22 protein-coding genes are annotated in these 24,301 nt (G+C 70.3%); 2 read left to right on the forward strand and 20 right to left on the reverse strand.

Annotated elements, in window-relative coordinates; genetic code table 11:
• Nucleotides 1-56 precede the first annotated feature (56 nt).
• The 10 genes from B0I29_RS09090 to B0I29_RS09135 form a co-directional block, all read right to left on the reverse strand.
• A complete protein-coding gene (locus B0I29_RS09090; protein ID WP_111648436.1) occupies nt 57-1,598 on the reverse strand; it encodes a molybdopterin-dependent oxidoreductase in 1,542 nt (513 codons plus the stop codon).
• A gap of 113 nt (nt 1,599-1,711) precedes the next feature.
• Nucleotides 1,712-3,409, reverse strand: a complete 1,698-nt coding sequence (locus tag B0I29_RS09095; protein ID WP_111648437.1) for a peptidase M16 family protein — start codon at nt 3,407-3,409, stop codon at nt 1,712-1,714.
• Nucleotides 3,406-4,350 carry a hypothetical protein gene (locus B0I29_RS09100; protein ID WP_245972362.1) on the reverse strand — a complete coding sequence of 315 codons (945 nt, stop codon included), beginning with the start codon at nt 4,348-4,350 and terminating at the stop codon, nt 3,406-3,408. Before B0I29_RS09100 ends, B0I29_RS09095 begins: the two co-directional genes overlap by 4 nt.
• A gap of 64 nt (nt 4,351-4,414) precedes the next feature.
• Complete coding sequence (locus B0I29_RS09105; RefSeq protein ID WP_111648439.1) at nt 4,415-5,869, reverse strand: peptidase M16 family protein; 1,455 nt, start codon at nt 5,867-5,869, stop codon at nt 4,415-4,417.
• Between the two features lie 98 nt (nt 5,870-5,967).
• The gene (locus B0I29_RS09110) at nt 5,968-7,146 is read right to left on the reverse strand and encodes an ROK family transcriptional regulator (protein WP_111648440.1); all 1,179 of its coding nucleotides are present in this window, start codon (nt 7,144-7,146) and stop codon (nt 5,968-5,970) included.
• Nucleotides 7,146-8,402, reverse strand: a complete 1,257-nt coding sequence (locus tag B0I29_RS09115) for a sugar ABC transporter permease (RefSeq protein WP_111648441.1) — start codon at nt 8,400-8,402, stop codon at nt 7,146-7,148. Before B0I29_RS09115 ends, B0I29_RS09110 begins: the two co-directional genes overlap by 1 nt.
• Nucleotides 8,399-9,202 (reverse strand): ATP-binding cassette domain-containing protein, encoded by an 804-nt coding sequence (locus tag B0I29_RS09120; protein WP_111648442.1) that lies wholly within the window; start codon nt 9,200-9,202, stop codon nt 8,399-8,401. The genes B0I29_RS09115 and B0I29_RS09120 overlap by 4 nt, the downstream gene beginning before the upstream one ends.
• 161 nt (nt 9,203-9,363) lie before the next feature.
• Nucleotides 9,364-10,467 (reverse strand): sugar ABC transporter substrate-binding protein, encoded by a 1,104-nt coding sequence (locus B0I29_RS09125; protein WP_111648443.1) that lies wholly within the window; start codon nt 10,465-10,467, stop codon nt 9,364-9,366.
• A 346-nt stretch (nt 10,468-10,813) separates the two neighbouring features.
• Complete coding sequence (ybaK, locus tag B0I29_RS09130) at nt 10,814-11,296, reverse strand: Cys-tRNA(Pro) deacylase (RefSeq protein ID WP_111648444.1); 483 nt, start codon at nt 11,294-11,296, stop codon at nt 10,814-10,816.
• Between the two features lie 18 nt (nt 11,297-11,314).
• Nucleotides 11,315-12,502, reverse strand: coding sequence for a class I SAM-dependent methyltransferase (locus tag B0I29_RS09135; protein ID WP_111648445.1), 1,188 nt, complete (start codon nt 12,500-12,502; stop codon nt 11,315-11,317).
• 214 nt (nt 12,503-12,716) lie between these two features.
• Here B0I29_RS09135 and groES point away from each other — a divergent pair, with 214 nt between their 5' ends.
• Together groES and groL are read left to right on the forward strand one after the other, a co-directional pair.
• Nucleotides 12,717-13,031, forward strand: coding sequence for a co-chaperone GroES (groES, locus tag B0I29_RS09140; protein WP_111648446.1), 315 nt, complete (start codon nt 12,717-12,719; stop codon nt 13,029-13,031).
• A 72-nt stretch (nt 13,032-13,103) separates the two neighbouring features.
• A complete protein-coding gene (gene groL, locus B0I29_RS09145; protein WP_111648447.1) occupies nt 13,104-14,747 on the forward strand; it encodes a chaperonin GroEL in 1,644 nt (547 codons plus the stop codon).
• On the opposite strand, the gene B0I29_RS09150 is transcribed toward groL, so the two are convergent.
• The 10 genes from B0I29_RS09150 to alr all read right to left on the reverse strand — a co-directional run bounded on the left by B0I29_RS09150 (nt 14,744) and on the right by alr (nt 24,296).
• Entirely contained in the window at nt 14,744-16,534 is a 1,791-nt protein-coding gene (locus tag B0I29_RS09150; RefSeq protein WP_111648448.1) for an ABC transporter ATP-binding protein, read from the reverse strand. The genes groL and B0I29_RS09150 overlap by 4 nt on opposite strands.
• On the reverse strand, nt 16,531-18,216 hold the full coding sequence (locus B0I29_RS09155; protein WP_111648449.1) for an ABC transporter ATP-binding protein: 1,686 nt from the start codon (nt 18,214-18,216) through the stop codon (nt 16,531-16,533). Before B0I29_RS09155 ends, B0I29_RS09150 begins: the two co-directional genes overlap by 4 nt.
• Nucleotides 18,217-18,258: 42 nt before the next feature.
• The gene (locus tag B0I29_RS09160) at nt 18,259-18,513 is read right to left on the reverse strand and encodes a hypothetical protein (RefSeq protein WP_111648450.1); all 255 of its coding nucleotides are present in this window, start codon (nt 18,511-18,513) and stop codon (nt 18,259-18,261) included.
• A 9-nt stretch (nt 18,514-18,522) separates the two neighbouring features.
• On the reverse strand, nt 18,523-19,575 hold the full coding sequence (gene tsaD, locus B0I29_RS09165; protein WP_111648451.1) for a tRNA (adenosine(37)-N6)-threonylcarbamoyltransferase complex transferase subunit TsaD: 1,053 nt from the start codon (nt 19,573-19,575) through the stop codon (nt 18,523-18,525).
• On the reverse strand, nt 19,568-20,005 hold the full coding sequence (gene rimI / locus B0I29_RS09170) for a ribosomal protein S18-alanine N-acetyltransferase (RefSeq protein WP_111648452.1): 438 nt from the start codon (nt 20,003-20,005) through the stop codon (nt 19,568-19,570). Before rimI ends, tsaD begins: the two co-directional genes overlap by 8 nt.
• Nucleotides 20,005-20,802 (reverse strand): tRNA (adenosine(37)-N6)-threonylcarbamoyltransferase complex dimerization subunit type 1 TsaB, encoded by a 798-nt coding sequence (gene tsaB / locus B0I29_RS09175; RefSeq protein ID WP_111648453.1) that lies wholly within the window; start codon nt 20,800-20,802, stop codon nt 20,005-20,007. Before tsaB ends, rimI begins: the two co-directional genes overlap by 1 nt.
• A 197-nt stretch (nt 20,803-20,999) precedes the next feature.
• A complete protein-coding gene (gene ung, locus B0I29_RS09180) occupies nt 21,000-21,674 on the reverse strand; it encodes a uracil-DNA glycosylase (protein ID WP_111648454.1) in 675 nt (224 codons plus the stop codon).
• Nucleotides 21,671-22,120, reverse strand: coding sequence for a tRNA (adenosine(37)-N6)-threonylcarbamoyltransferase complex ATPase subunit type 1 TsaE (tsaE, locus tag B0I29_RS09185; RefSeq protein WP_111648455.1), 450 nt, complete (start codon nt 22,118-22,120; stop codon nt 21,671-21,673). The genes ung and tsaE overlap by 4 nt, the downstream gene beginning before the upstream one ends.
• Complete coding sequence (locus B0I29_RS09190) at nt 22,117-23,178, reverse strand: alpha/beta fold hydrolase (protein WP_111648456.1); 1,062 nt, start codon at nt 23,176-23,178, stop codon at nt 22,117-22,119. Before B0I29_RS09190 ends, tsaE begins: the two co-directional genes overlap by 4 nt.
• Nucleotides 23,175-24,296, reverse strand: a complete 1,122-nt coding sequence (gene alr / locus B0I29_RS09195) for an alanine racemase (RefSeq protein WP_111648457.1) — start codon at nt 24,294-24,296, stop codon at nt 23,175-23,177. Before alr ends, B0I29_RS09190 begins: the two co-directional genes overlap by 4 nt.
• Nucleotides 24,297-24,301 lie beyond the last annotated feature (5 nt).

A 24,301-nucleotide genomic window follows, 5' to 3' on the forward strand; every position in this document is an offset into this window, starting at 1 on the left:
AAGCCACCGTATGAGCGACTTGCGTTTTCGAGTCGGACCGAAAGTGCGGCTTCGACTTACTCGACACCAACCTCGACCTGGTGCCATCCAGTCGCGCCGTCCGGCGCCGGAGGCGCCTCGTTCGCAATCTGTGTCACCCCGTCGATATCTGTCGCCCGGACGCGCACGACATGACGGCCCGCAGGGGCCTGCCAGGTGTGACTCCACTGCCGCCAGGTGTCGGCCGAGACCGTCGGAGCGAGCGTCGCCTCCTCCCAGGCACCGCTGTCCACCTGCACTTCGACCTTGGCGATGCCGCGGTGCTGCGCCCACGCCACTCCGGCCACGACGACCGGACCGGCGGGCCGGGTGGCGCCGTTGCGCGGTGAGTCGATCCGCGACTGCGTCTTCACCGGCGCCTGCGCCGACCACCCTCGCGGCACCCAGTAGGCATCGAAGTCAGCGAATCTCGTCAACTCGATCTCGGTGATCCACTTGCACGCCGAGACGTACCCGTAAAGTCCGGGAACGACCATCCGCACCGGGAATCCGTGCGCCACCGGCAGCGGCTCGCCGTTCATGCCGACCGCGAGCAGCGCGTCACGACCGTCACGCAGCACCGAGGTCGGCGCGCCGCAGGTCCAGCCGTCCGACGAACGCTGCACCACCTGGTCCGCGCCGGGCAGCGGGTCGGCCTCGTCGAGCAGCGCCTTGATCGGCGTGCCGAGCCAGAGCGCGTTCCCGATCAGATCGCCGCCCACCTCGTTGGAGACGCAGGCGAGCGTGACGTACCGCTCCACCATCGGCCGCTTCAGCAGCTCTTCCCAGGTGATCTCGATGGGGTTGCGGACCATCCCATGGATGCGCAGCCGCCACGTCGCGGGATCCACCTGCGGCGTGACCAGGGCGGTGTCGATGCGGTAGAAATCGCTGTTCGCAGTGACATAAGGGACGGCTCCCTGCGCCTGCACCCCACTCGGCACCACCGGCGCGCTCCCCTGCGCCGCCGGCAGCGCGACCTCCTGCCTGGCGACGCTCACCGCGCGACGCGAGCTCAGCCACCTGCCGCCGGCTCCGGCGCCTGCGGCGACCGCCGCCACGATCCCCAGATCCTTCAAAAAACGCCTTCTTTGGTACGCGTAACCGCCCTCGTCGTGACCCGCCACAACACTGCCGGCCGTGCTCGGTTCGGCCCGCTCGGACAGCCGCAACAGGTGACGCAGCACGAAGATCGCCGCGGTCGCCCCGATCACCGACGGCAACGCCCCAGCGAGTCCCACGTCGTCCCGGCTCACCGCGGCCACCGCACCGACCAGGCCGAAGACGCCGATCCCGACGACCGCGAAAGCCCACCGCCGAAGGGCGGCCACGCCGATCCCGTACGCATAAAGGCCCAAGAGAATCGCGGTGCCGGACAACAACGCGGTCTTGTCGTGCACCCCGAAGACGGCGATGCCGAAGTCCTTGACCGGCGCCGGCACATGATCGACCACCACGCCACCGACCGCGACCAGCGGGCCGGACGCCGCCCCGGTGCCGACCGCGACCAGTTCGGCGACACCGAGAGCGACTCCCGCCGCCACCACACCGGCCAACCCGGCCCGAACGCTGACTCTCACCCCACCATCCTCCCTCGCGCCGCCCCACCCGGCTTAACGTCACGGCCCCCGGCTTAACGCCACGGCGACCCTGCCGTTAAGCCGGGCAAGAGCGGCCGGCACGAAGGGTGGGGTCAGCCGCGGCGGAGGCGGCGGATGGCCCAGACGACGCCCCAGCCGGCGAGCAGCGCGAACGTCAGGAAGACCACCGAGATGGTCACCTCGGTGGCAACGTCGATGTCGTCCTCGAACGCGACGGCGCCCATGATCAGGCCCAGGCCGCCGAAGAAGAGCAGCACCGGAGCGAGCGCCACCAGCACGACGATCGGCCAGGCCTTGCCGCCACCACCGCCGGACGCACCGGCGGCCGGGACAGCGGCCGGGCTCGGCTTCGGGATCCGCTCCAGGTCGCGGGCCGGCATCGCAGCCCACAGGCCACGGGGCACCCGGGCGTCGATCGCCGGGACGACGGCGTGGCCGTTCGGGAACAGCGTGGGCTCGAAGTGCACCACCATGCCGTCATGGCCGATGAACCGGCGGGCGCCGTCCGGCCAGACCAGCAGCACCGAGCACTCGTCGTAGAAAACGGTGGCGGCCGAGTCCTCCTGCACAAGGCTGACGCCGCGATCTCCGGCCACGAAGGACACTTCTGGGTCCTCGAGCGAGGCGTACTTCGTACCCTCCACGATCGACGCCGAGTCCTGGGGCGCCTGCGCGTATCCGGCCCAGTCGGCGGTGTTCCGTCCCGGTGTCATCAGCAAGCCATCGGCAAACGCCGCCGCAGCGACTGCGGCAACCTCATCCCGGGTTACCGCACGCAGCTCGGCGACGAGTTCCTCAGCGCTCTGCACCGGACGGCCGATGAGCAGGTTGAACGCCAGACCAGGCAGCCGGCTGCCGTCCTCTTCGGCGTGCGTGAGCTCCTCGACCCGATGGTTCACCTCAGCAGTAACGTCGGCCTGCTCCACCAACCCGAGCCGGAGCGCGGCCAGCACGTCGATGAATCCGCCCAGCACGGCGCCCTGCTTCTCTGGCAACGCGTCGGCGATTGCCGTGATCACGGCACGGCCGTCGGAGCGCGGCGAGTAGTCGGTCTGCACCGCGTAGGAAAGACCACCTTCCTGCCGCAACGACCGGAAGAGTGCCCGCTTCAGCACGCCGGTGAAGACCCCGGCACTCACCGACCGGTCGACGACGGCGTCCCAGGCAACACGCTTCGGCGGGCCGGGGAAGTACGCCGGGCGTACCGGAAGAGCCGACGACGGAGCCGGCGCCGGGCGACGCTCGCCGTGTGGCAGGCGAAGGTCCAGACCGGCGGGAACCGCCGGGCCGGCGATCCAGAGAGCGGCGTTCTCGGCGGTGAAGTACCGCGCCACCCAGGCACGGAGGTCGTCCGGGGTGATCCCGGAGAGGCCCCACTCCGGATAGGTGCCCACGCCGTAGTCCCGGGCGCCGTGCCGCCATAGCGCCAACCCCTCGGTCGGGTTGTCACCACGCGTGCTCGCCTCAGTGCGCAGGATCTCCTTCTCGGTGGTGAGCCGATGCATCGGGAGATCGGTCAGCGCCGCGCTCACCCCGTTCAGGAACGCGACGATGTCCGTCTCGGCGCCCTGCATATGGAAGTACGTGAACTCGTCGCCGGTCGCGCCGTTGTAGTGATAGTCGGCCACGCCGAAAGCGTGCAGCGCCAGATGTTCGAGCAGGTGCGTGATGCCCCGTCTGGCAAGCGGCTCGTCCACCCTGCCGACCCGGAAGACGAGTCCGGCGTGCATCGGGCCGGTGGTCGGCGAGAGCACCACTGGTATCCCGCTCACCTCGAGCTGAGTGATCATCGCGCTCCTCCGAACGCCCAGGCGCGTGCTTGCCGGATCTTCGGCGCCGCGTCTTCCTCCGAATGGCCCCACGGATCGACAGTGGCGAGGTTGCCGAGCAGCTCGAACATCCGCGCGGCCTTCTGCTGGTCGCCCTGCAGGCTGAAGAGGGCCGCGTAACTGCTCGCCGCGCGTACCCAGCCGTACTCCCGGTTGAAGCGCGGGTGCAGCACGCTGTGCTGGGCGGCCTGGTCGAGGTCGGCACGCAGCCGGGGGTCGTGCAGCAGACGGGCGCGTTCGGCGTCGTCGTCCGCGGCGCCGTACCGGGAGAAGAAGGCCTCGGACACCAGCAGGCCGTGCGGGCTGCCGGGCAGCGCGGCGAGGGCGGCGTCCCGGGCGAACGTGTGCAGTTCCTCCCAGGTGCCGGACCACTTGGGCTCCAGCGAATAGCTGAGCTCCATCTGGCCGGGCAGGTGGTGCGGCACCGCGGTGGAGAGCCGGTCGTACCGGCGGCGGATCTCGGCGATGCCCAGCGACAGACCGCGGGCCGAGAGCAGCCGGCTGGTCCAGACCGCCGGGTCACCCGGGTTGTACGCGCTGGCGTCGATCAGCACCAGCTCCGCTTTCCGCAGGTGCTCGCGGAACCCGGCCCACTGCTCCTCGGTGACGTCCTTGGCCCAGGCTGCGGTCCGGATCTCCCAGCCCAGGTCGATCAGGTGGAAACCGAGCAGTGCCGCCGCGGCGCCGTCGCGGGGATCGCCGCGCAGCACGTACCGGAGGAAGTCCTCCAGGTCCTTCTCGTCACCGCAGGTACGAATCAGCGAGGTCCGGTCGGCCGGGGTCACCGAGTCGAGCACGGCCCGGGCGCCCGCCCAGTCCCGGCCGGTCAGTGCGGCCCGCAGAGCGGTGAGACCCGGGTACGGGACCGCCGGGTCGAACACCACGTCGGAGGGTTGAGACATGGCGCGCAGCATAAAGGTCGATCACCAGATCCGCGACGCCCATCCCAAGGTCAACCGACCGGCCTCAACCGTTCGGCCGGTTGAGCCAGCCGCGCCGGGGCTGCGGGATCGTCTCCGGGTCGCGGGCGGGCATCTCGATCCGCAGCGCGGCCGGCGTCCGGGCGTCGATCCCGGCCACCACTGCGGTGCCGTCGCGATAGAGGGTCGGCTCGACCGGAACCGCGATCGCGTCGTCGCCGATCAGCCGCCGGCCACCGTCCGGCCAGGCGAGCACGGCGGCGCAGGAGTCGTACCGGACCGTGCGGATCGCGTCGCCTTCGACGACGCTCACCCCGTCCTCGCCGTGCACCAGCCGGGAGCTCCGGTCGCGGCGCGCCCGGACGGTACGCCCGGTCACCGCCGCGGTGGAGACAGCGGGCGCCGCCACATATCCGGCCGGGCCGGTCGTGGTTCCGGCGGGCGTCATCAGCAGGCCGGACTCGTAAGCGGCGGCCGCGACCTCGGCGACATCGTCCACTGTGATCGCCCGCACTTCCGCGATCGCCTCGTCGACGCCGCGTACGCCACGGCCGGCGAGCACGTTGAAGGCCTGGCCCGGCAGCCGGCGGCCGCGGACCTCGGCGTCGCGCAGCCCGGCGCAGGTGTCGTCGACCACTGTGGACACATCGGCCGCTTCGATCCGGCCGTCGCGCATCGATTCCAGCACTCCGGTCAGGCCGGCCAGCACGGCGGCGTGGTGCTCCGGCGCGGCCTCGGCGACCGCGGTGATCCGGGCGTTACGGGAGGCGCGGGGCTCGTACTCGGTGTGGGTCTCGAAGTTGATCAGGTCCCGGGTCAGCTGACGGTCCAGCACGTTCGCGAAAGCGGCGGCGCGTGCTTCCCGGCGAACCACGGTGTCCCAGGCCACGCCGGTACGGTGCGCGGCGAACCAGGCCGGGGTGACCGGCAGCGCGGAGGACGGCACCGGCGCGGGCTGGCGTACGCCTTCCGGCAGGTTCAGCCGCAGGCCGGGCGGCACCTCGTCACCGGCCACCCAGAGCGCGGCGTTCTCCCTGGTGAAGAACTGTGCGATCCAGGTGTGCAGGTCCTCGCCGGTGAGGCCGTTCAGGCCCCGCTCGCCAAAACTGGGCATGCCGTAATCGCGGGCGCCGTGCCGCCACATCGACCGGGGCTCCAGCGTGCGGCCGGCGCTTTCCGCGCGCAGCACCTCTTTCTCCCCGTCGATCCGGTCCGCGGGCAGGTCACGCAGCGCCGAGCAGACACGGTTCAGGAAGGTGCTGATGTGTGCGGCGGATCCCCGCACGTGGAAGTAGGTGTGCTCGACCCCGGTCGTGCTGTGGGTGTGCGCACCGATCTCACCGAGGCCGTACACCGCGAGGTGCTCGACGAGGTGGGTGATGCCCCGCCGGACCAGCGGCTCGTCCGCGACACCGACCCGGAAGACCAGGCCGGCGTGCATTTCTCCGGTGACCGGCGCCAGCACCGCCGGCACACCGTCCACCTCGAGCTGCTTGATCATCCCGCGCCTCGGCGGGCGGCACACGATAAACGAAGCGGGGGCATGGCGGGCAGCATAGATCTTCCGCGATGACCCTGGGGATGGTGGGTGAACCCGTTTCAAGAAAGCAACGGATCGTCCAGCAGATGCTCGAACGCGAGCTCGGCCGCCCCGATCAGGGCCGCGTCGGTGCCCAGCTCCGGAGTGCGCAGCCGGACGTGCTCCCGACAGGCCGGCAGACCGACCGCGTTGAGCCGGCTGCGGATCTGCGCGGCGGCGCCCAGATACACGTCACGCAGCGTGCCGCCGAAGATCACCACCTCCGGGTTGAAGATGTTGACCAGGTTCCCGACACCGAATCCGAGCCAGTCGCCGACCTGACGCAGCGCGTGCTGCGCCTGGCTGTCACCACGCATCGCCGCGTCGACCACCGCGAGCACCTCGTCCCGCCCGGTGCGCCCGGTCCGCCCGGCGAGGCGCAGCAGTGCGTGCTCACCGATCTCGGTCTCCCAGCACCCCCGCGAGCCACAGGAGCACGGCCGCCCGTACGGGTTGACGACCATGTGGCCGACCTCGCCGCTGTAACCGCCGTGCCCGGTGACCCGGTGCCCGCCGGCCACGATCCCGGCGCCGACACCCACGTCGCCGTACAGGTAGATGACGTTGTCGCAGCCCACGGCCGCGCCCCGGGCGTGTTCGGCGAGCGCGCAGACGTCCGCGTGATTGCCGATGCTGAGCCGGCCGGACTCACCGAGCGCGGCACTCAGCGCCGGGCCGACCGGTTCCTCGACCCACCCGATCGTCGGGGCGAGCCGGACCATGCCGTCCTCACGCCGGACCATGCCGGCCACGGCGAGGCCGCTGCCCACACACCGGGCGTCGTCCGGAACGCTCGACCGCATCTGCCGGATGAACCGGGCCAGCGGCTGGACCGCGTCGTCGACACCCATCCCGGGCGGGCGCTCGGTCTCGTACTGCTCCAGGATGCGGCCGCCGAGCCCGACACGCGCCGCGCGCAGCCGGTCCACCTCGATGCTCAACGCGTACGCGTAGACCCGCCCCGACTCGGGCCGGACGACCAGTGACGGTCGTCCGGCCCGGCCGGTCTCGCGCGGTACCGCCTCGCTGACCAGCCCGACGCTGATCAGCTCGGAGGTGAGGGCCCCGATGGTGCTGCGGTTGAGGCCGAGCCGGTTGGTCAACTCCGCCCGGGACGTCGCGCCGTGCACATGCACGTAACGGAGCAGCGTCCCTAGGTTGTGCCGGCGTACCTCTTCCTGGGTGGGGCCGGCACGCATCAGCTTCCCGTTGCGGATGCTCTGCGCCGGGCCAGGGCGTCGACGCTTGCCGCCGCCAGGAGGACCAGTCCGGTGAAGATGTACTTCTGACCGGAGCTGAAGCCCATCAGACCCATGCCGTTGTCGATGACCGCGATCACCGCGCCACCGATCACCGCGTTGATCACCTTGCCCTTGCCACCGAAGAGGCTGGTGCCGCCGATGACCGCGGCGCCCACCGAGTAGAGCAGGATGTTGCTGCCACCGGTGTTCGGGTCGACCGAGCTGGCCCGGCTGACCACCAGGATGCCGCCGATCGACGCCATGAACGAGCAGATCACGAAGACCGAGATGCGGATCCGGTCGACCGGGATGCCGGCGCGGCGGGCCGCCTCGGTGTTGCCACCGACCGCGTAGACGTGCCGGCCGTACGTGGTGCGGCCGAGCACGAAGCTCCAGATGATCATCGCGATCGCGATGATCGGGACGACGATCGGCACACCCTTGAGCGAGTTGATCGCCGGGTTGATCGCGCGTTCCTGGGTGAGCACCGCGGTGGCCGCGAAGAGCAGCACAGCGAGCCCGCCGATGCGGAACAGGACGATGCCGATCGGGTCGGTGATCAGGTTGCGCGCCGCCCGGCTACGAACCCGGTTCAGCTGGATGCCCGCGTAACCGACCACCGCCAGGATCGCGAGACCCCAGCTCCACGCCGTCGAGAGGTTGCCGTTGTTCAGCGACTTCACGAACTCGTCAGTGATCGAGATGTTCTGACCGCCCTTGAGCATGGTCAGAAGCACACCCTGGAAACCGAGGAACGCGGCCAGCGTGACCACGAACGACGGGATGCCCAGCTTCGCGACGAGCACGCCGAGCATCAGACCGATCACGATGCCGGCGAGCATCGCGGCCGGGATCGCCACGTACCAGGGCAGGCCGTGGTTCGTGAGCAGGATGGCCATCACCGCGCCGCAGACACCGCTGGCGAAGCCGGCGGAGAGGTCGATCTCGCCGAGGAGCAGCACGAAGACCAGGCCCATGGCGATGAAGACCACCTGGGCGCTCTGGGTGAACAGGTTCGCGAAGTTGAGCGCGCTGAGGAACGTGTCGCTGCGCGCCACACCGAAGATCAGCGCCAGGACGAGGAGGCCGAGAACGGCCGGAAGGCTGCCGAGATCGCCGCCGCGGACCCGGCCCCAGTAGTCACGGATGTGGCTCGCGACCGTGGGCTTGACGGCCTGGATGCCACCGGCCGTGGTGGTCGTGGTGGTGGTCACTGGGCTTCTCCCGGCGTGATGTCGATGAACTCGGAGGGCTTCTCCGCCGGAAGGCCGAGGTTGCCGCTGCGCCCGCCGGTGATCAGCTCGACGATCTGGGAGTGGGTCACGTCAGAGGCCTTCACCTGCGCGGCCATCCGGCCCAGGTAGAGCGCCGCGATCCGGTCCGAGACCGCGAACACGTCGTTCATGTTGTGCGAGATCAGCACCACGCCGAGGCCGTTGTCCGCGAGCCGGCGGACCAGCTCGAGCACCTGGGCGGTCTGCGCGACGCCGAGGGCGGCGGTCGGCTCGTCGAGGATGACGACCCGGCTGTTCCAGAGGACAGCCTTGGCGATCGCCACGGTCTGACGCTGACCACCGGAGAGGCTGGCGACGAGCTGGCGCAGCGACTTGACCGTGCGTACCGAAAGGCTGCGCAGGGTCTCGCCGGCCATTTCCTCCATGGTCGCCTCGTCGAGGACGATGCCGGAGGTCTTCTCCCGGCCGAGGAACATGTTCTGGACGATGTCCAGGTTGTCGCAGAGCGCGAGGTCCTGGTACACGACCTCGATGCCGAGCGCGGAGGCGTCACGAGGCGAGTGGATCGCCACCTCGTTACCCTCGAAGGTGACAGTGCCGCCATCGATCGGGTAGATGCCGCTGATGCACTTCACCAGCGTGGACTTACCGGCGCCGTTGTCGCCGACCAGGGCGGTGACCTCACCCGGGTAAACGCTGAGCCCGACGTCGTGCAGGACCTGGACGGGACCGAAGCTCTTGTCGATCCCGCGCAGTTCCAGAAGGGGTGTCGCGGCCACTGATGGTTCTCCTTCGTTCGGTGACCGGTTTCGCCGGGGGCTCGGACACGTCGTCGTGACCGGCCGACTGCGGGAGGGGTGCCGCAACCGAGCCGAGCGCCGCTCACGCGTGAACGTGAGCGGCGCCGTAGCCCAGCCGTTGCGGCTTCAGTGCGTCAGCGTCAGCTGATGCCCGCGTCGGTGCATGCCTTGGCGAAGTCCGCGGTGCAGAGCTCCTCCTTGGTCACGAAGCCGTCGGTCACGACGTCCTTGACGTTCGCCTTGGTGATCGACTGCGGCTTCAGCAGAACGGACTTGACGTCCTTCTTCGACTCCGGGTCGGTGATCGAGCCGGTGGCCGAGGTCGGCGCCTGGCCCTTGGCGAGCGCGATCGCCAGCTCGGACGCCGCGTCGGCCTCCTGCTTGATGGCCTTGTAGACCGTCATGCACTGGTCGCCGACGAGCACGTTCTGGAGACCCTGAACGGTGGCGTCCTGGCCGGTGACCGGGACCTGGCCGTTCAGCTTGTTCTTCTTCAGCACCTGGATGGCCGCGTTGCCGAGACCGTCGTTGGCGGCGAGAACACCCTTGATGTCCTTGTTCGTGGTCAGCATCTGCTCGAAGAGCGTGCCGCCCTGAACGTTGTCCCAGTCCGGAACGTCCTGGTCCGGACCCTTGGTGTACTCACCCGAGTCGAACTTCGGCTTCAGGATCGAGTCGTAGCCCTCCTTGAAGAGGGTGGCGTTGTTGTCGGTCGGCGACCCGTTCAGGTACGCGACGACCGGCTTCGTCACCTTCTTCTCGGTGAGGCAGTCGATCAGACCCTGGCCCTGCAGCTTGCCGACCTCGACGTTGTCGAACGACACGTAGTAGTCGGCGCCACCGTTGAGGGTGAGGCGGTCGTAGTCGATGGTCGCGATACCCGCGGCCTTCGCCTTGTCCAGCACGGCCTTGCCGGTGCCGGAGTCCAGGTTGACGATGACCAGAACCTTGACGCCGCTGGAGATCATGCCGTCCGCGATCGTCTGGAACTGGGTCTTGTCACCCTGCGCGTTCTGGATGTCGGCCTCGACACCGGCCGCCTTGAAGGCGTCGGTGAGGTACTTGAGGTCGGCGGTCGCCCAGCGAGCGGAGCTCTTGGTGTCCGGCAGGATCACACCGACCTTGCCGACCGACGAGCCACTGCTGCCGCTGTCGCCGTCACTGCCACTTTCACTGCCACACGCAGCCATGCTTCCGGTGGCCAGGAGGCCGACCGCGGCAAGGGCGAACAGTCCCTTACGCATTCCTTATGTCCTTTCGGGGGGTAAATCCGGGGCCTTGGTTCGGATTTGTCAGGGGTCGCTTGATGCCCGAGAAGGGCGCTTCCCCTGTGACGCCGATGGAGGAGGAACCGGTTTGTTGTGCCCGGCAACGTATTCCCATGGTGGCCGAGAACACAAGCCGCAACGGAGGTCTATCTCGTAACGAGGGATAACAATCCGGCAACACAGCTCTGTTACCAGCAGGTACCTTGTCGTACGAAAAACGCCCCCGGATACACACGGGGTAACGCTAAGTAATGTTGGGCCCTGAAGTTGGCAGATCCCGGAAGAACAGACGTTTCCTGACTCGTACTAGGATGCTCCGACTTCAGCTGCGGATCGGTGCCACTGTCGCGCTGGTCAGACGAATCAGGTCGGCCGGTGCCAGGGAGACCTGGAGACCGCGGCGGCCCGCTGAGACGTACATCAGGTCGAGATCGTGCGCGGTGTCGTCGATCACCGTGGGGAGTCGGCGGCGCTGGCCCAGCGGGCTGATCCCGCCCCGGACATATCCGCTGCTGCGCTCGGCGGCGGCTCGATCGGCGAGGGTGGCCCGCTTGCCTCCGGCGGCCTGCGCGAGCGCTTTCAGGTCGAGGTCGCCGGTCACCGGTACGACCCCGACGATCAGTTTCCCGTCGACCTCGGCGATCAGCGTCTTGAAGAGGCTCGCGGGCGCGACGCCCAGGAACTCGGCGACCAGAGCGCCGTAGTTCGGCGAGTCGGGCGACACCTCGTACGGATGAAGGGTGTGCGCGACCCGCTCGGCGGTCAGCACGACGGTGGCCGGCGTGCCGGCCGCTTTCTTCGCCATGCGGGGCACGCTACCCCGCTACGACTCGGTGGTGATCAACGCCACCGGCGCGCCCGCGACCCGGGTCAGCACCAGGCCGGCGCCGTTCGGCCCGGAGAGGCGCAGATCCTTTCGCAGCTGGTCCGGCACCAGGGCCGAGCCGCGCTTGCGGATCTCCAGCCGCCCGACGCCCCGCTCCCGCAGCAGCGCCCGCAGCTTCTTCAGGGAGAACGGCAGCACGTCGGTCACACCGAGCCGCCGGGCGAACGGCGTGTCCACCGGGTCGTCGGTGTAGACGTACGCGATGTCCGGATCGCCGAGCCGCCCGCCGACCGTCTCGGCGAACTCGGCCACCAGGTGCGAGCGGACCACGGCCGGGTCCGGGTCGTACAGGTACGCGCCGACCGGGCCCACCGGCGCGGCCTCGACACCGGATCCGGTGAGCTCCGCGACTCCGGAGGCGCCCAGCAGCGACGCCCGGCGCGGATCCCGGGCGAGCGGCCCGCACCAGAAGGCCGCCTCGACCAGGTCACCACCGACGCTGACCCACTCACCCTCGGCGCCCGGCGGCAGCAGGCCGTGGTCGATGCCGGGCGCGAGTTTCAGCACGGTCCGCGGCACCCGCTGCGGCAGCGCCGCCACGAAGTCCCACGGCGGCGAGTACGACTTCGGGTCGAACACCCGCCCCCGGCCGGCCTGACGGCGTGCCGGGTCGGCGAAGACCGCGTCGTACGCCTCGACCTCGACAGTGGTGGCGTCCGCGCACTCCACCGTGATCATGTCGGTCAGGCCGAGCGCCTCGACGTTGGCGGCGGCGACAGCGGCGGTCAGCGGGTCGGCGTCGACCGCGTACACCCGGATGCCCCGGCGTGCCACGGCGAAGGCGTCGGTGCCGAGACCGCAACCCAGGTCGGTGAGCGAGCGCACATCCGCGGCGGCGAGCCGCTCCGCCCGGCGGGCCGCGACACCCCCACGGGTGGCCTGTTCCAGCCCCGGGCGGGTGAAGAACATCCGCGCGGCGTCCGGCCCGAACTTCATCGCCGCGCGGCCGCGCAAACTAGCCTGGGTCAAGGCGGCTGCCGCGAGTTCCGCGCCGATGCCCCGGGCCCGGACGGCCGAGGCAGCGGCGAGAGGCTCGATGTCAGCCACCTCAGCCGCCACGGCCAGGGCTTCGACCCCTTCCGGGGTACGTAATGCAGAGAGCAGCTCAGGTGTCACGACAGGCATTCTCCCTGGCGTGACAGGCTGGCACTCTGGTTGACGGAGTGCTAGTTCCGGAATAGTCTCCGATTAGCACTCTCAACATGAGGGTGCCAATCGCCCGGCCCGTCCGGACGGTTAGGCACCAGGCGGACCGGCACCCGCGACGACGGCCCCGCCCGGTGGCATGAGGCATGAGACCGGCCTGGTTCATGGCCGGCAAACCTGTACCCAGGAGGGTATGCCCGTGACTACCGCGACCAAGGTTGCGATCAAGCCGCTCGAGGACCGCATCGTGGTCCAGGCGAACGAGGCTGAGACCACGACCGCTTCCGGCATCGTGATCCCCGACACCGCCAAGGAGAAGCCGCAGGAGGGCACCGTCCTTGCTGTCGGCCCCGGCCGGATCGACGACAAGGGCAACCGCGTTCCGCTCGACGTCCAGGTCGGCGACGTGGTCCTCTACTCGAAGTACGGCGGCACCGAGGTCAAGTACGCCGGCGAGGAGTACCTGGTGCTCTCCGCCCGCGACGTCCTCGCGGTCATCGAGAAGTAAGACCTAACTGATTGCGCCTGCGCCCTGTTCCGATATGTCGGGGCAGGGCGCCGGTGCGTGAAGGGACCATAGATGGCGAAGATTCTCAGCTTCTCCGACGACGCCCGGCACCTGCTGGAGCACGGCGTCAACACGCTCGCCGACACGGTCAAGGTCACCCTCGGACCGCGCGGTCGCAACGTCGTCCTGGACAAGAAGTTCGGTGCGCCCACGATCACCAACGATGGTGTGACCATCGCCAAGGAGATCGAGCTCTCCGACCCGTACGAAAACCTTGGCGCGCAGCTGGTCAAGGAGGTGGCGACGAAGACCAACGACGTCGCCGGCGACGGGACCACCACCGCGACCGTGCTCGCGCAGGCGCTGGTCCGCGAGGGCCTGCGTAACGTGACCGCGGGCGCCAACCCGATCGGCCTCAAGCGGGGCATGGACCTGGCCGCCGAGGCCGTCTCCAAGGCTCTGCTGGCCAAGGCCGTCGAGGTCGCCGACCACAAGGCGATCGCGAACGTGGCCACCATCTCGGCCCAGGACGCCACCATCGGCGAGCTCATCGCCGAGGCGATGGACCGGGTCGGCCGCGACGGTGTCATCACGGTCGAGGAGGGCTCGGCCATGCTGACCGAGCTCGACGTGACCGAGGGTCTGCAGTTCGACAAGGGCTTCATCTCGCCGAACTTCGTGACCGACGCGGAGTCTCAGGAAGTCGTCCTCGAGGACGCCTACATCCTGATCACCACGCAGAAGATCTCCAGCATCGAGGAGCTCCTCCCGCTGCTGGAGAAGGTGCTCCAGGGCGGCAAGCCGCTGCTGATCATCGCCGAGGACGTCGAGGGCCAGGCCCTCTCCACCCTCGTGGTGAACGCGCTCCGCAAGACCATCAAGGTCGCCGCGGTGAAGGCGCCCGGTTTCGGTGACCGCCGCAAGGCGATCCTCCAGGACCTGGCGATCGCGACCGGTGGCGAGCTGATCGCCCCCGAGCTCGGTTACAAGCTCGACCAGGTCGGCATCGAGTCGCTGGGCAGCGCCCGGCGGATCGTCGTCGACAAGGAGAACACCACGATCATCGACGGCGGCGGCAACAGCTCCGACGTCACCGACCGGGTCTCGCAGATCCGCAAGGAGATCGAGGCGTCCGACTCCGACTGGGACCGTGAGAAGCTCCAGGAGCGGCTCGCGAAGCTCTCCGGCGGCATCGCGGTGATCAAGGTCGGCGCGGCCACCGAGGTCGAGATGAAGGAGCGCAAGCACCGCATCGAGGACGCCATCGCGGCGACCAAGGCTGCGGTCGAGGAAGGCACCGTCCCCGGTGGCGGCGCCGCGCTCGCGCAGGTCTCCAAGGAGCTCGAGGGCAACCTCGGTCTCACCGGCGAAGAGGCCATCGGTGTCGCCATCGTCCGCAAGGCGCTGGTGGAGCCGCTGCGCTGGATCGCGCAGAACGCCGGCCACGACGGTTACGTCGTGGTGGGCAAGGTCGCCGAGCTGGGCTGGGGCCACGGCCTCAACGCGGCCACCGACGAGTACGTCGATCTGGCCGCGGCCGGCATCATCGACCCGGTGAAGGTGACCCGCAACGCGGTCTCCAACGCCGTCTCGATCGCCGCCCTGCTGCTGACCACCGAGAGCCTCGTGGTCGAGAAGCCGGCCGACGCGGCTCCGGCCGCCGGTGGCGGGCACGGGCACGGTGGCCACGGCCACCAGCACGGCCCGGGCTTCTAAGTACTGATATGAAAGGGCGCGCCGTCATCGGCGCGCCCTTTCTGTTTCTCGGCGCCGCCCTGCCACGAACGCCACAGAGCCGCGTACGCCCCATCGGCCGCCAGCAGCTCGTCATGTGACCCGATCTCGGCGATCCGGCCGTCCTCCACCACCGCGACCCGGTCGGCGTCGTGTGCCGAGAAGAGCCGGTGGGCGATCGCCACGACCGTGCGCCCACGGACCACGGCCGCGAGGCTCTGTTCCAGGTCCCGGGCCGCCCGCGGGTCGAGCAGCGCGGTCGCCTCGTCGAGCACCAGGGTGTGCGGGTCGGCCAGGATCAGCCGGGCGAGAGCCACCTGCTGTGCCTGCGCCGGCGAGAGGGGCAGACCGCCGGCGCCGACCACTGTCGCCAGCCCGTCGGGCAGGGCGTCCACCCAGTCCAGGGCGTGCACGGCGGAGAGCGCCCCGCGTACCTCGGTGTCCGCGACGCCGGGACGCACCAGCGCGACGTTCTCGCGCAGCGTGCCGATGAAGATGTGGTGTTCCTGGCTGACCAGAGCGACCTCGGCGCGCAGCCGCTCCGGCGGCAGCGCCGCCAGCGGTACGTCACCCACCGTGATGATCCCAGCGGTCGGCTGGTGCACGCCGGCGAGCAGACGGCCGAGGGTGGACTTGCCGGCGCCGGAGACACCGACCACGGCGAGCCGCTCGCCCGGTTCCAGGGTGAGGTCGATGCCGTGCAGCACCTCCCGGTCCGGCCGGTACGCGAACCGCACCCCACGCAGCTCGATCCGGCTCCCGGATGGTTCCGGCCCGGTGGCCGCCGGTGACGCCTCAGCCGTGACGCCGAGCAGCCGGGCCAGCGAGGCGGCGCCGACCTCCAGCTCGTCGAGCCAGGCGGAGAGCCGGTCGAGCGGGTCGACCAGCTGCTGCACGTAGATCACCGCGGCGGTGAGCTGACCCAGCGTCACCACGCCGCGCAGATAGAGCCAGCCGCCGGTGAGCAGGGTGACCACGACCGGCAGGACGTAACTCGTCTCGATGATCGGCCACCAGACGGTCCGCAGGAACAGCGTGTGCCGCTCGGCCTTCCAGGCCCGCGAAAGGTCCACGTCGGTACGCGCGACCCGCTGCCGCCCCCGCCGCAGCGCCTCGACCGTCCGAGCACCCTCCACCGTCTCGGTGAGCCCTTCAGTCACGTCGGAGTACGCCGCGTTCTGCTCCAGATAGCCCTCCGGCGCCCGCCGCAGGTACCACCGGGTCCCGGCCACCAGGATCGGCACCCCGATCAGCAGCGGCACCGCGAACAGCGGACTGACCAGCACCAGCGCCACCACGAACAGAGCCAGCGTGATCAGCGCGATCATCGTCTCCGGCACCGCGAACCGGACGCACTTGGAGAGCGCGTCGACGTCCCGGGTGGCCCGGGTCAGCAGGTCACCGCTGCCGGCGGCCTCCACCGTGGACAGCGGCAGGGTGACGACCCGGGCGACGAACTCCTCCCGGAGCCGGGCCAGCACCCGCTCACCCAGCCGGGCCGAGGCCAGATGGGCGAACCGGGTCAGGATCGCCTGCACCAGCACGAACCCGGCGAGAGTGAGGACCAGCCGGTTCAGGTCGACGATCGGCTCGTGCTTCTCGATCGCCTCGACCAGCTCGCCGAGCAGTCGCGGGCCGGCCAGGGCGGCGAGTGCCGCGGCGACGTTCAGCCCGACCGCCGCGCGGAACATCCCCGGGTCGAGGCGGATCAGGTCACGGGCGTACCGGCGAGCCTGCGACGTGCTCGCCACCGGAAGCGGGCGGGTCATGGCTGATCCTCGCGCAGCACCATCCGTGCGTACCCGGGTGTGGAGCGGAGCAGGTCCTGGTGCGGGCCGGCCGCGACCAGCTGTCCACTCTCGACGTAACAGACGTGGTCGGCGCGGCTCAGCAGCAGCGGGCTGGACGTGCAGACGACAGTGGTACGCCCGGACCGCGCCGCCCGCAGCCGGTCGGCGATCAGCGCCTCGGTGTGCGCGTCGACCGCGTTCGTCGGCTCGACCAGGATCAGCACCTCCGGGTTCACGATCAGCGCGCGGGCCAGGCGCAGCCGCTGCTGCTGGCCGCCGGAGAAGGACTGGCCGCGTTCGGCGACGACGCCGTCCACCCCGTCCGGCAGGCCGTCGACGATGCCGGTCGCGGCCGCCGCCTCCAGGGCCTCCGGGAGGGCGCCGGTCGCGTACGGGTCCAGATCGGACACCAGCGGGCCGGCGAACAGGCGCGCGTCGTTGTCCGCCACCAGGATCCGCTTCCGGATCTCGGCGAGGTCCCCGGCGGCAAGCGGGACGCCGCCAAGAGTGGAGCCGTCCTCATACCGGCCGAGGCGGTCGGCAATCCGGGCAGCCTCGGACGGGAGGGCCGCGACGATCGCGGTCATCAGACCGGCCGGCACACACACTCCGGATTCCTGGTCACGAAGCTCACCGGCGGGCAGCGGCACCGGATCGTCCGGTTCGGTCAGCTCCGGTTCCACGGTGAGCATCGCCACCACCCGGCGGCTCGACACGTGCCCTCTGGTGATCTTGTCGACCGCCTCGGTGAGCTGCCGCAACGGCGCCACCAGGAACGCCGCGTACGCGTAGAACGACACCAGCTGACCGACCGTGATCTCCCCTTTCCAGGCGGATCGCGCGCCCAGCCACGTCAGCAGGACCAGGAAGACTCCGGGCAGCAGCACCTGGGCCGCCTCGAGAAGTGCTTCGACCTTCGCTGTGCGTACCCCCGCCGCGCGCAGCGCCTGAGACGCGGCGCGATAGCGCGCCGCCATGATTGGCTCACCACCCACGCCGCGCAGCACTCGCAACCCGGACACCAGGTCGGCGGCCTGGCCGGTCAGCCGGCCCTGAAGCGTGCGATACGCCCGCTGGCGGCGATGCAGCGGACCGATCAGCAGGCCCACCACCATCATCATGATCGGTACGCCGATCAGCACGATCATCCCGATCGGGACCGAGATCCGCAGCAGCAGCACGGTGACCACACCGACCGCCAGCAGCGACCCGATCCCCCGCGAGACGAGGTCGACGGCGCTGCCGATGTGGCTGATGTCCGAGGTGCCGATCGCCACCACCTCGCCGGCGTCGAGGCGTCGCGGCAGTGTGGCGCCGAGCCGGTTCGCCTGGCGCACCACCACCTGGACGGTCCGGAACGCGGCGCCCAGCCAGTTGGTGACCGCGAACCGGTGCCGCATGATGCCGGCGACCGCCTGCACCGTGCCGACGCCGAGCAGCAGCAGCGTCCAGCCGGCGAGCTCCCGGCTGTCATAGGCGACGGCCGCGTCCACTGCCTCGCCGACCATCGCGGGCGCCAGCGACTGGCAACCCATCCAGATGACCGCGAGGACGGCCGCGGCGACGACCGTCAGTCGGGAACGCCGGACCAACCAGAACAGAAATCGGGCGGCGGACCGGGAGTCGGGAAGGCCGGGTTCGTGCTCGGGCAGTCTTCGCATCAGGCCCCGACGGTAAATGCCGGGTGCCCTGACTGCGACCGGTCAGCGATCGACGGGTGTGAAATCCCAGACGTGCGGAGTGCGTGCTACCAGCTTCTCCGGCGGGGTCGGCATGCTCTCCGGGGTGTTACGCCATTTGGTGATGACGACGATGCGTTGATCGGTGGACGAATAGACGTCACTCGACACATGTTGTGGCAGCACCTCCAACGAGGGCACCGCCGTGTCACAGACCCAGCTCAGCAGCTCGTCGAAGCCGCTGCGCGAGGCCCGCACCTCCCACATCCGCGCGATCATGCCCGATTCCTACCCCGCGACACTGACCTCGGTCAAACTCATGGCCGAGTCAGCCGGAAGATCAAGACGGCTCGGGGCGACGCCGGCCGCGACGAGATGCGAGCCGAGTGCCGCGACCATCGCGCCGTTGTCGGTACACAGACCAGGCCTGGGTACGCGTACCAGAATCCCGTGCTTGGCCGCGCGCTGTTCAGCGAGCACCCGCAGCCGCGAGTTGGCCGCCACGCCACCGCCGATGACCAGCGTCTTCACGCCATTCGTCAGGCAGGCATCGATTGCTTTCGCGGTCAGCACGTCGCAGACCGCCTCCTGGAAACTGGCCGACACGTCGGCCACCGGCACCGGCTCGCCGGCACGTTCCCGGGCCTCCACCCAGCGCGCCACGGCCGTCTTGAGCCCCGAGAAGGAGAAGTCGAACCGGTGCGCGGCCTGATCCTTCGGCGCGGTCAGCCCGCGCGGGAACGCGATCTTCCGGCTGTCCCCGGAGACGGCCGTCCGATCGATGATCGGGCCGCCCGGGAAACCGAGCCCGAGCAGCCGGGCCACCTTGTCGAACGCCTCGCCGGCCGCGTCGTCGATGGTCGCGCCGAGCGGCGTGACACCGGCCGTCAGGTCGTCGACCAGCAACAACGAGGAGTGCCCACCGGAGACCAGCATCGCGATCGCCGGCTCGGGCAGCGGGCCGTGCTCCAAAGTGTCCACCGCGACGTGCGCGGCCAGGTGGTTCACGCCGTAGATCGGCTTCTCGGCGGCCAACGCGTAACCCTTTGCCGCCGCCACGCCGACCAGCAGGGCGCCGGCCAGGCCGGGACCGCTGGTCACCGCGATCGCGTCGATGTCGGCGAGGGTCACCCCGGCCTCGTCGAGGGCGCGCTGCATGGTCGGCACCATCGCCTCCAGGTGCGCGCGGCTGGCCACCTCGGGCACCACCCCGCCGAACCGGGCATGCTGGTCCACACTGGATGCCAGCGCGTCGGCGAGCAGGGTGTGCCCGCGCACGATGCCGATGCCGGTCTCGTCGCAGGAGGTCTCGATCCCGAGAACCAGGGGTTCGTCACGCATCGCGCATCATCACCAGGGCGTCCGTGTTGCTGGGTTGGTAGTAACCGCGCCGGATTCCGACCGGCTCGAAGTCATAACTCGCGTACAGCGCCTGCGCCGGCGCGTTGTCGACGGCGACCTCCAGCAGGGTCTTGCGTACCCCGCGCGCGGCCGCCTCGGCCAGCAGCGCCTCGAGCAGCCGGCGTCCGAGGCCGCGGCGTTGCGCGTCCCGGCGTACCGCGATGTTCTGCACCCAGGACTCCTCCGGGTCGACGACCGAGAGCCCGGCGTAACCGAGCACCTTCTCGTCCTCGACCGCGACCAGGTAGTGATGCCCCTGCGCCAGCTCGTTCCAGAACATCGCAGCGGACCATTTCTCCGGACCGAAGAGGTCCTCCTCGACCGGCAGCACCTGACCGATGTGCCACCAGCGGAAACGCTCGATCCGCATCAGGTCAGCACCGGCTTGCGCGCGGCCGGCTCCACCGCATCGGGCCGCCGCAGATAAAGGGGCGTCAGCACCTCACTCGGCGCTTCGCCGCGGATCTTCGCCGCGGCGAGCGCCACGAGAGCGGCTCCCGGCGGATAGAGGAGATGCTCTTCCACGGGTACGCCGAAAAGGTCGCCGTATTTCAGCGCACCCTCGCCTGCAGCGCGATCGACGAGCCCCGCAAGGCCGCCACCCACCGCGTCACCCAGCAGCCCGGCAGCCAGCGGCCCGGCGCCCAGCGAGCTGGCGCCCAGCGAGCCGGCATCCAGCGGCCCGGAGCCCAGCGAGTCGGCGGGCAGCGAGCCGGCGGCGAGGAGGGCGGCCACGTCCGCCGGTTTGGCTACGTCGGGGCCGGTCAGTCGCTCGCCGTCCTGATATGTCGCGAAATAGACCTCGCGGCGCCGGGCGTCCGTCGCGATCAGCACCCGGCCCGGACCTGCGGCGCGGCCCAGACCGTCGAGCGAGCAGACGCCGTAAGTCGGGATGTCCAGCGCCTGGCCCATGCTCGCCGCCGTGGCGAGACCAACCCGCAGGCCGGTGTACGGCCCCGGCCCAAGACCCGCCACGATCGCCGTCAGATCACGCGGCCGGTAACCCGCCTCGGCCAGCACCGCGGCGATCTCCGGGGCGAGTTTCTCCCCGTGCGCCCGCGGGTCGACAGTACGGCTTTCCGCAACGCCGAAGAGGCCGTCAGCGGTCACCTCGACGAGCGCCGCCGTGGAGGCGGGTGTGGCGGTGTCCAGAGCTAAAACGAGCACACCTGACCCTAGCGCGGGCCCGATCCAGTCAGCCGCCACCCGGCCCACGCGCGAGGCACCCGGCCCACGTACGAGCCGCCCGGGCCCACGCGCGAGCCACCCGGCCCACGCGGCGGGGCGCCAGCACACGCGCGAGGCGCCGGCCCACGCGCGAGGCGCCCGGGCCCACGCGCGAGCCACCCGGCCCGCCGCTGTGCTTAGCGCGGGTCCCAGTTGATCAGCGGGCGGCCGCCGTCGGCGAGGGCCTTGTTGGCGGCGCTGAACGGCCGGCTGCCGAGGAAGCCCACCCGGTTGAGCGGGCTCGGGTGCCCGGCCTCCAGAACCGCGTGCGCCGGGTTGGTGATCAGGGCTGCCTTCTTCTTGGCGTAACTCCCCCAGAGCATGAAGACGATCCGCTCGTCGCGCTCGTTCAGCGCCCGGATCGTGGCGTCGGTGAACGCCTCCCAGCCCTTGTTGCCGTGCGAGCCGGCCTTGGCCGCGCGGACCGTCAGCACCGCGTTGAGCAGCAGCACACCCTGCCGCGCCCAGCCGGTCAGGTCGCCGCTCGCCGGCTTGGCGATGTTGACGTCCTCGGCGAGCTCCTTGAAGACGTTGTTCAGCGACGGAGGCTTCCGCACACCCTCGCGCACGCTGAAGCTCAGCCCCTGGGCCTGCCCCGGACCGTGGTAGGGATCCTGACCCAGAATCAGCACCCGGGTCTGCTCCGGCAGGCACAGCCGGTACGCCGCGAACAGATCCTCCACCGGCGGGTAGACGGTCTCGCTCGCATATTCAGCGGCGACGAACTCGCCCAGTTTCGCGGTGGCGTCCGCGTCGAGGAACGGCGTGAGCTCGGCACGCCACTCCGCGGGCAGCAGTTCGGTCAGGTTCACAGGCTCTCCAGTCGCTGTGCCCAGTCGCCGCCGTGCGGCACCAGGTCGATCACTCGGGTGTCGTCGTCCAGCCGGTCGATGCGGACCCGCAAGTATTCGTCGTTGAGCTGCTCGACCAGGCCGGCACCCCACTCGACGACGGTCACCGCGTCGTCGGCCGAGGCGTCCAGGTCCAGGTCGTCGATCTCGGCACGCGGGTCGGGCCGCGCACCCAGCCGGTACGCGTCCGCGTGCACCATCGGCAGCGGTCCCTTGTGCACCCGGGCGATCACGAAGGTCGGCGAGGTGATCGGCCCCTGCACGCCGAGGCCGGCGCCGATGCCCTGGACCAGCGCGGTCTTGCCGGCGCCGAGCGGGCCGGTGAGCAGCAGCAGATCGCCGGCCCGGAGGATGCCCGCCAGGCGGCGGCCGAAGTTCTGGGTGTCCTCGACGGTCGCGAACTTCACGTGATCTTCTCCAGGAAGGGGATCAGGGCCGCGTTGACCTGCTCGGATTTCTCCAGCATCACCACGTGGCCGCTGTTCTCTATCTTCAGCAACTCGGCCTCGGGCAGATGCTTGAGGATCTCCTCGGAGTGGGTGACCGGTGTCAGGTAGTCACGGTCGCCGACGACCACCAGAACCGGCACGCCGCGCAGCGCCGACAGCGCCGGGAACCGGTTGTGGGTGTACAGCGTGTGCAGGTATTTCGTCAGCGTCTCCACCGACGTCTTGGAATTCATGCTCTCCACGAACGTCACAAGCGTCGCGCTCGGTTTTGCCTCGCCGAACCCGTAACGCCGGGTGAGCAGCCAGGCCAGATCGGAGGACGCGACCCGGGCCCGGTCGATGGTGCCGCCGCCCAGGTGCGCCGCCTTGTCCCACAGCGGGAAGAAGGGTGCGCTGGCCCGGGCCACCAGGTTCGTCACGCCGAGCTGGGCCTTGTCGATGAGCCCGGCCGACGTGGACATCAGGACCACGCCGGTGACCCGGTTGCCGAACCACTCCGGGTACTGCTCGGCGAACGCCATTATCGTCATGCCGCCCATCGAGTGGCCGACCAGAATTATGTGGCCGTCCGGCACCGTCGACTCCAGCACCGCGGCGAGCGAGCGGCCCAGCGCGGCGATGTCGTACGTCCCTGACTGCAGCTTGCCGGACCGGCCGTGACCGGGCTGGTCGTAGAAGACCATCCGGTACTCGCCGCGCTCGGCGAGCTCCTTGCGCTGGAAGTAGAACGTGCCCATGTCGAGCGCGAAGCCGTGCACGAAAACGATGGTGGGCCGATCATTCGGCTCGTCCGGCTCGACGATCTCGACGTGCAGGTCGGTGCCGTCTGCTGCGGTGACCGTCCGCTCCGCGTCGAACTGCTGGTCGCCGAACGGCTCCTCGACGTACGGGTCGCCGGGCGCGTTGACCGACCGCCGCACCAGCACCCGCTCCACGGCGAACGCGGTGGCCAGGCCGGCCGCCGCGACACCGACCGCGGCGCCGAATATGCCGGCGGTCTTGGCAGCCCTTTTCACGGCCGGACCTCCCCGTCGTAGTGCCTTGGCACCCGGCTGCTCCCGAACCGGGTGACGATCTCGTAATTGATCGTCCCGGTGGCGGCGGCCCAGTCGTCGGCGGTCGGCTCACCGTCGTCACCCGGACCGAAAAGGGTCGCCACGTCGCCGGCCTCCACCGGCTCGTCGCCGACGTCGACCACGAACTGGTCCATGCAGACGCGCCCAGCGATCCGGGACACCGCGCCGCCGATGCGCACCGGGCCGGTGCTGGAGGCGTGCCGGGGAACCCCGTCGCCGTAACCCAGCGGCACGACAGCGAGAGTGGTCTCCCGATCAGTCGTGTAGGTCAGGCCGTAGGAGACGCCCTGACCAGCCGGAACCCGTTTCGCCAGGGTCACCCGGGCGCGGGCCGTCATCGCCGGCCGCAGACCGTAGGTGTCCCCCGCGATCGGCGACAGACCGTAGGCCGCGATGCCGACCCGGACCAGGTCGAAGTGGGAATCCGGGCGGCTCAGGGTGGCCGCCGAGTTGGCGATGTGGCGGAACCGGGGGCTGATCCCATAACGCCCGGCCAGCTCCAGGCCCTCGCCGAAGGCGGCCAGCTGCCTGTCGACCGACTCGTGGCCGGGGTCGTCGGCGCAGGCGAAGTGGCTCCACACACCGACCACCTCGACGTCGCCGCCGGCCTGCGCCTTGGCCGCGGCCTCGAACAGCGCCGGCCAGTCGGCCTGCGCCGCGCCCCCGCGGGCCAGGCCGGTGTCGAGTTTCAGGTGCACCTGGGCGGTGCGGCCGGCCTGCCGGGCAGCGGCGACCAGCTCGTCGACCAGCTCCGGCGTGGCCGCGCTCAGGTCGATGCCGGCGGCCACACCCTCGTGCAGCGGCAGACCCGGGCTGAGCAGCCAGGCCAGCACGCGCGACTCGATGCCGGCCCGGCGCAGGGTGAGCGCCTCGTCGAGGGTGGCGACACCGAGCCAGGTCGCCCCGCCCGCGATCGCCGCCCGGCCGGCCGGAACCATGCCGTGCCCATAACCATCCGCCTTGACGGCGACCAGCACCTCGGCGGAGGTGCGGGCCCTCAACGCCGCGACGTTGTCCCGGATCGCGTCCAGATCGACGCGGACTTCGGCCTGCCACATGCCTC

Origin of the sequence: Actinoplanes lutulentus (genome assembly GCF_003259845.1) — a bacterium.
Classification (GTDB): domain Bacteria; phylum Actinomycetota; class Actinomycetes; order Mycobacteriales; family Micromonosporaceae; genus Actinoplanes; species Actinoplanes lutulentus.

What these genes read in the sequence shown, in the direction of transcription:
- B0I29_RS09095 (WP_111648437.1), bottom strand. Translation starts at nt 3,409, where the DNA reads ATGATCACTCAGCTCGAGGTGAGCGGGATACCAGTGGTGCTCTCGCCG.
- B0I29_RS09100 (WP_245972362.1), bottom strand. Translation starts at nt 4,350, where the DNA reads ATGTCTCAACCCTCCGACGTGGTGTTCGACCCGGCGGTCCCGTACCCG.
- B0I29_RS09105 (WP_111648439.1), bottom strand. Translation starts at nt 5,869, where the DNA reads ATGATCAAGCAGCTCGAGGTGGACGGTGTGCCGGCGGTGCTGGCGCCG.
- B0I29_RS09110 (WP_111648440.1), bottom strand. Translation starts at nt 7,146, where the DNA reads ATGCGTGCCGGCCCCACCCAGGAAGAGGTACGCCGGCACAACCTAGGG.
- B0I29_RS09125 (WP_111648443.1), bottom strand. Translation starts at nt 10,467, where the DNA reads ATGCGTAAGGGACTGTTCGCCCTTGCCGCGGTCGGCCTCCTGGCCACC.
- ybaK (WP_111648444.1), bottom strand. Translation starts at nt 11,296, where the DNA reads ATGGCGAAGAAAGCGGCCGGCACGCCGGCCACCGTCGTGCTGACCGCC.
- B0I29_RS09135 (WP_111648445.1), bottom strand. Translation starts at nt 12,502, where the DNA reads ATGCCTGTCGTGACACCTGAGCTGCTCTCTGCATTACGTACCCCGGAA.
- groES (WP_111648446.1), top strand. Translation starts at nt 12,717, where the DNA reads ATGCCCGTGACTACCGCGACCAAGGTTGCGATCAAGCCGCTCGAGGAC.
- groL (WP_111648447.1), top strand. Translation starts at nt 13,104, where the DNA reads ATGGCGAAGATTCTCAGCTTCTCCGACGACGCCCGGCACCTGCTGGAG.
- B0I29_RS09150 (WP_111648448.1), bottom strand. Translation starts at nt 16,534, where the DNA reads ATGACCCGCCCGCTTCCGGTGGCGAGCACGTCGCAGGCTCGCCGGTAC.
- B0I29_RS09155 (WP_111648449.1), bottom strand. Translation starts at nt 18,216, where the DNA reads ATGCGAAGACTGCCCGAGCACGAACCCGGCCTTCCCGACTCCCGGTCC.
- B0I29_RS09160 (WP_111648450.1), bottom strand. Translation starts at nt 18,513, where the DNA reads ATGATCGCGCGGATGTGGGAGGTGCGGGCCTCGCGCAGCGGCTTCGAC.
- tsaD (WP_111648451.1), bottom strand. Translation starts at nt 19,575, where the DNA reads ATGCGTGACGAACCCCTGGTTCTCGGGATCGAGACCTCCTGCGACGAG.
- rimI (WP_111648452.1), bottom strand. Translation starts at nt 20,005, where the DNA reads ATGCGGATCGAGCGTTTCCGCTGGTGGCACATCGGTCAGGTGCTGCCG.
- alr (WP_111648457.1), bottom strand. Translation starts at nt 24,296, where the DNA reads ATGTGGCAGGCCGAAGTCCGCGTCGATCTGGACGCGATCCGGGACAAC.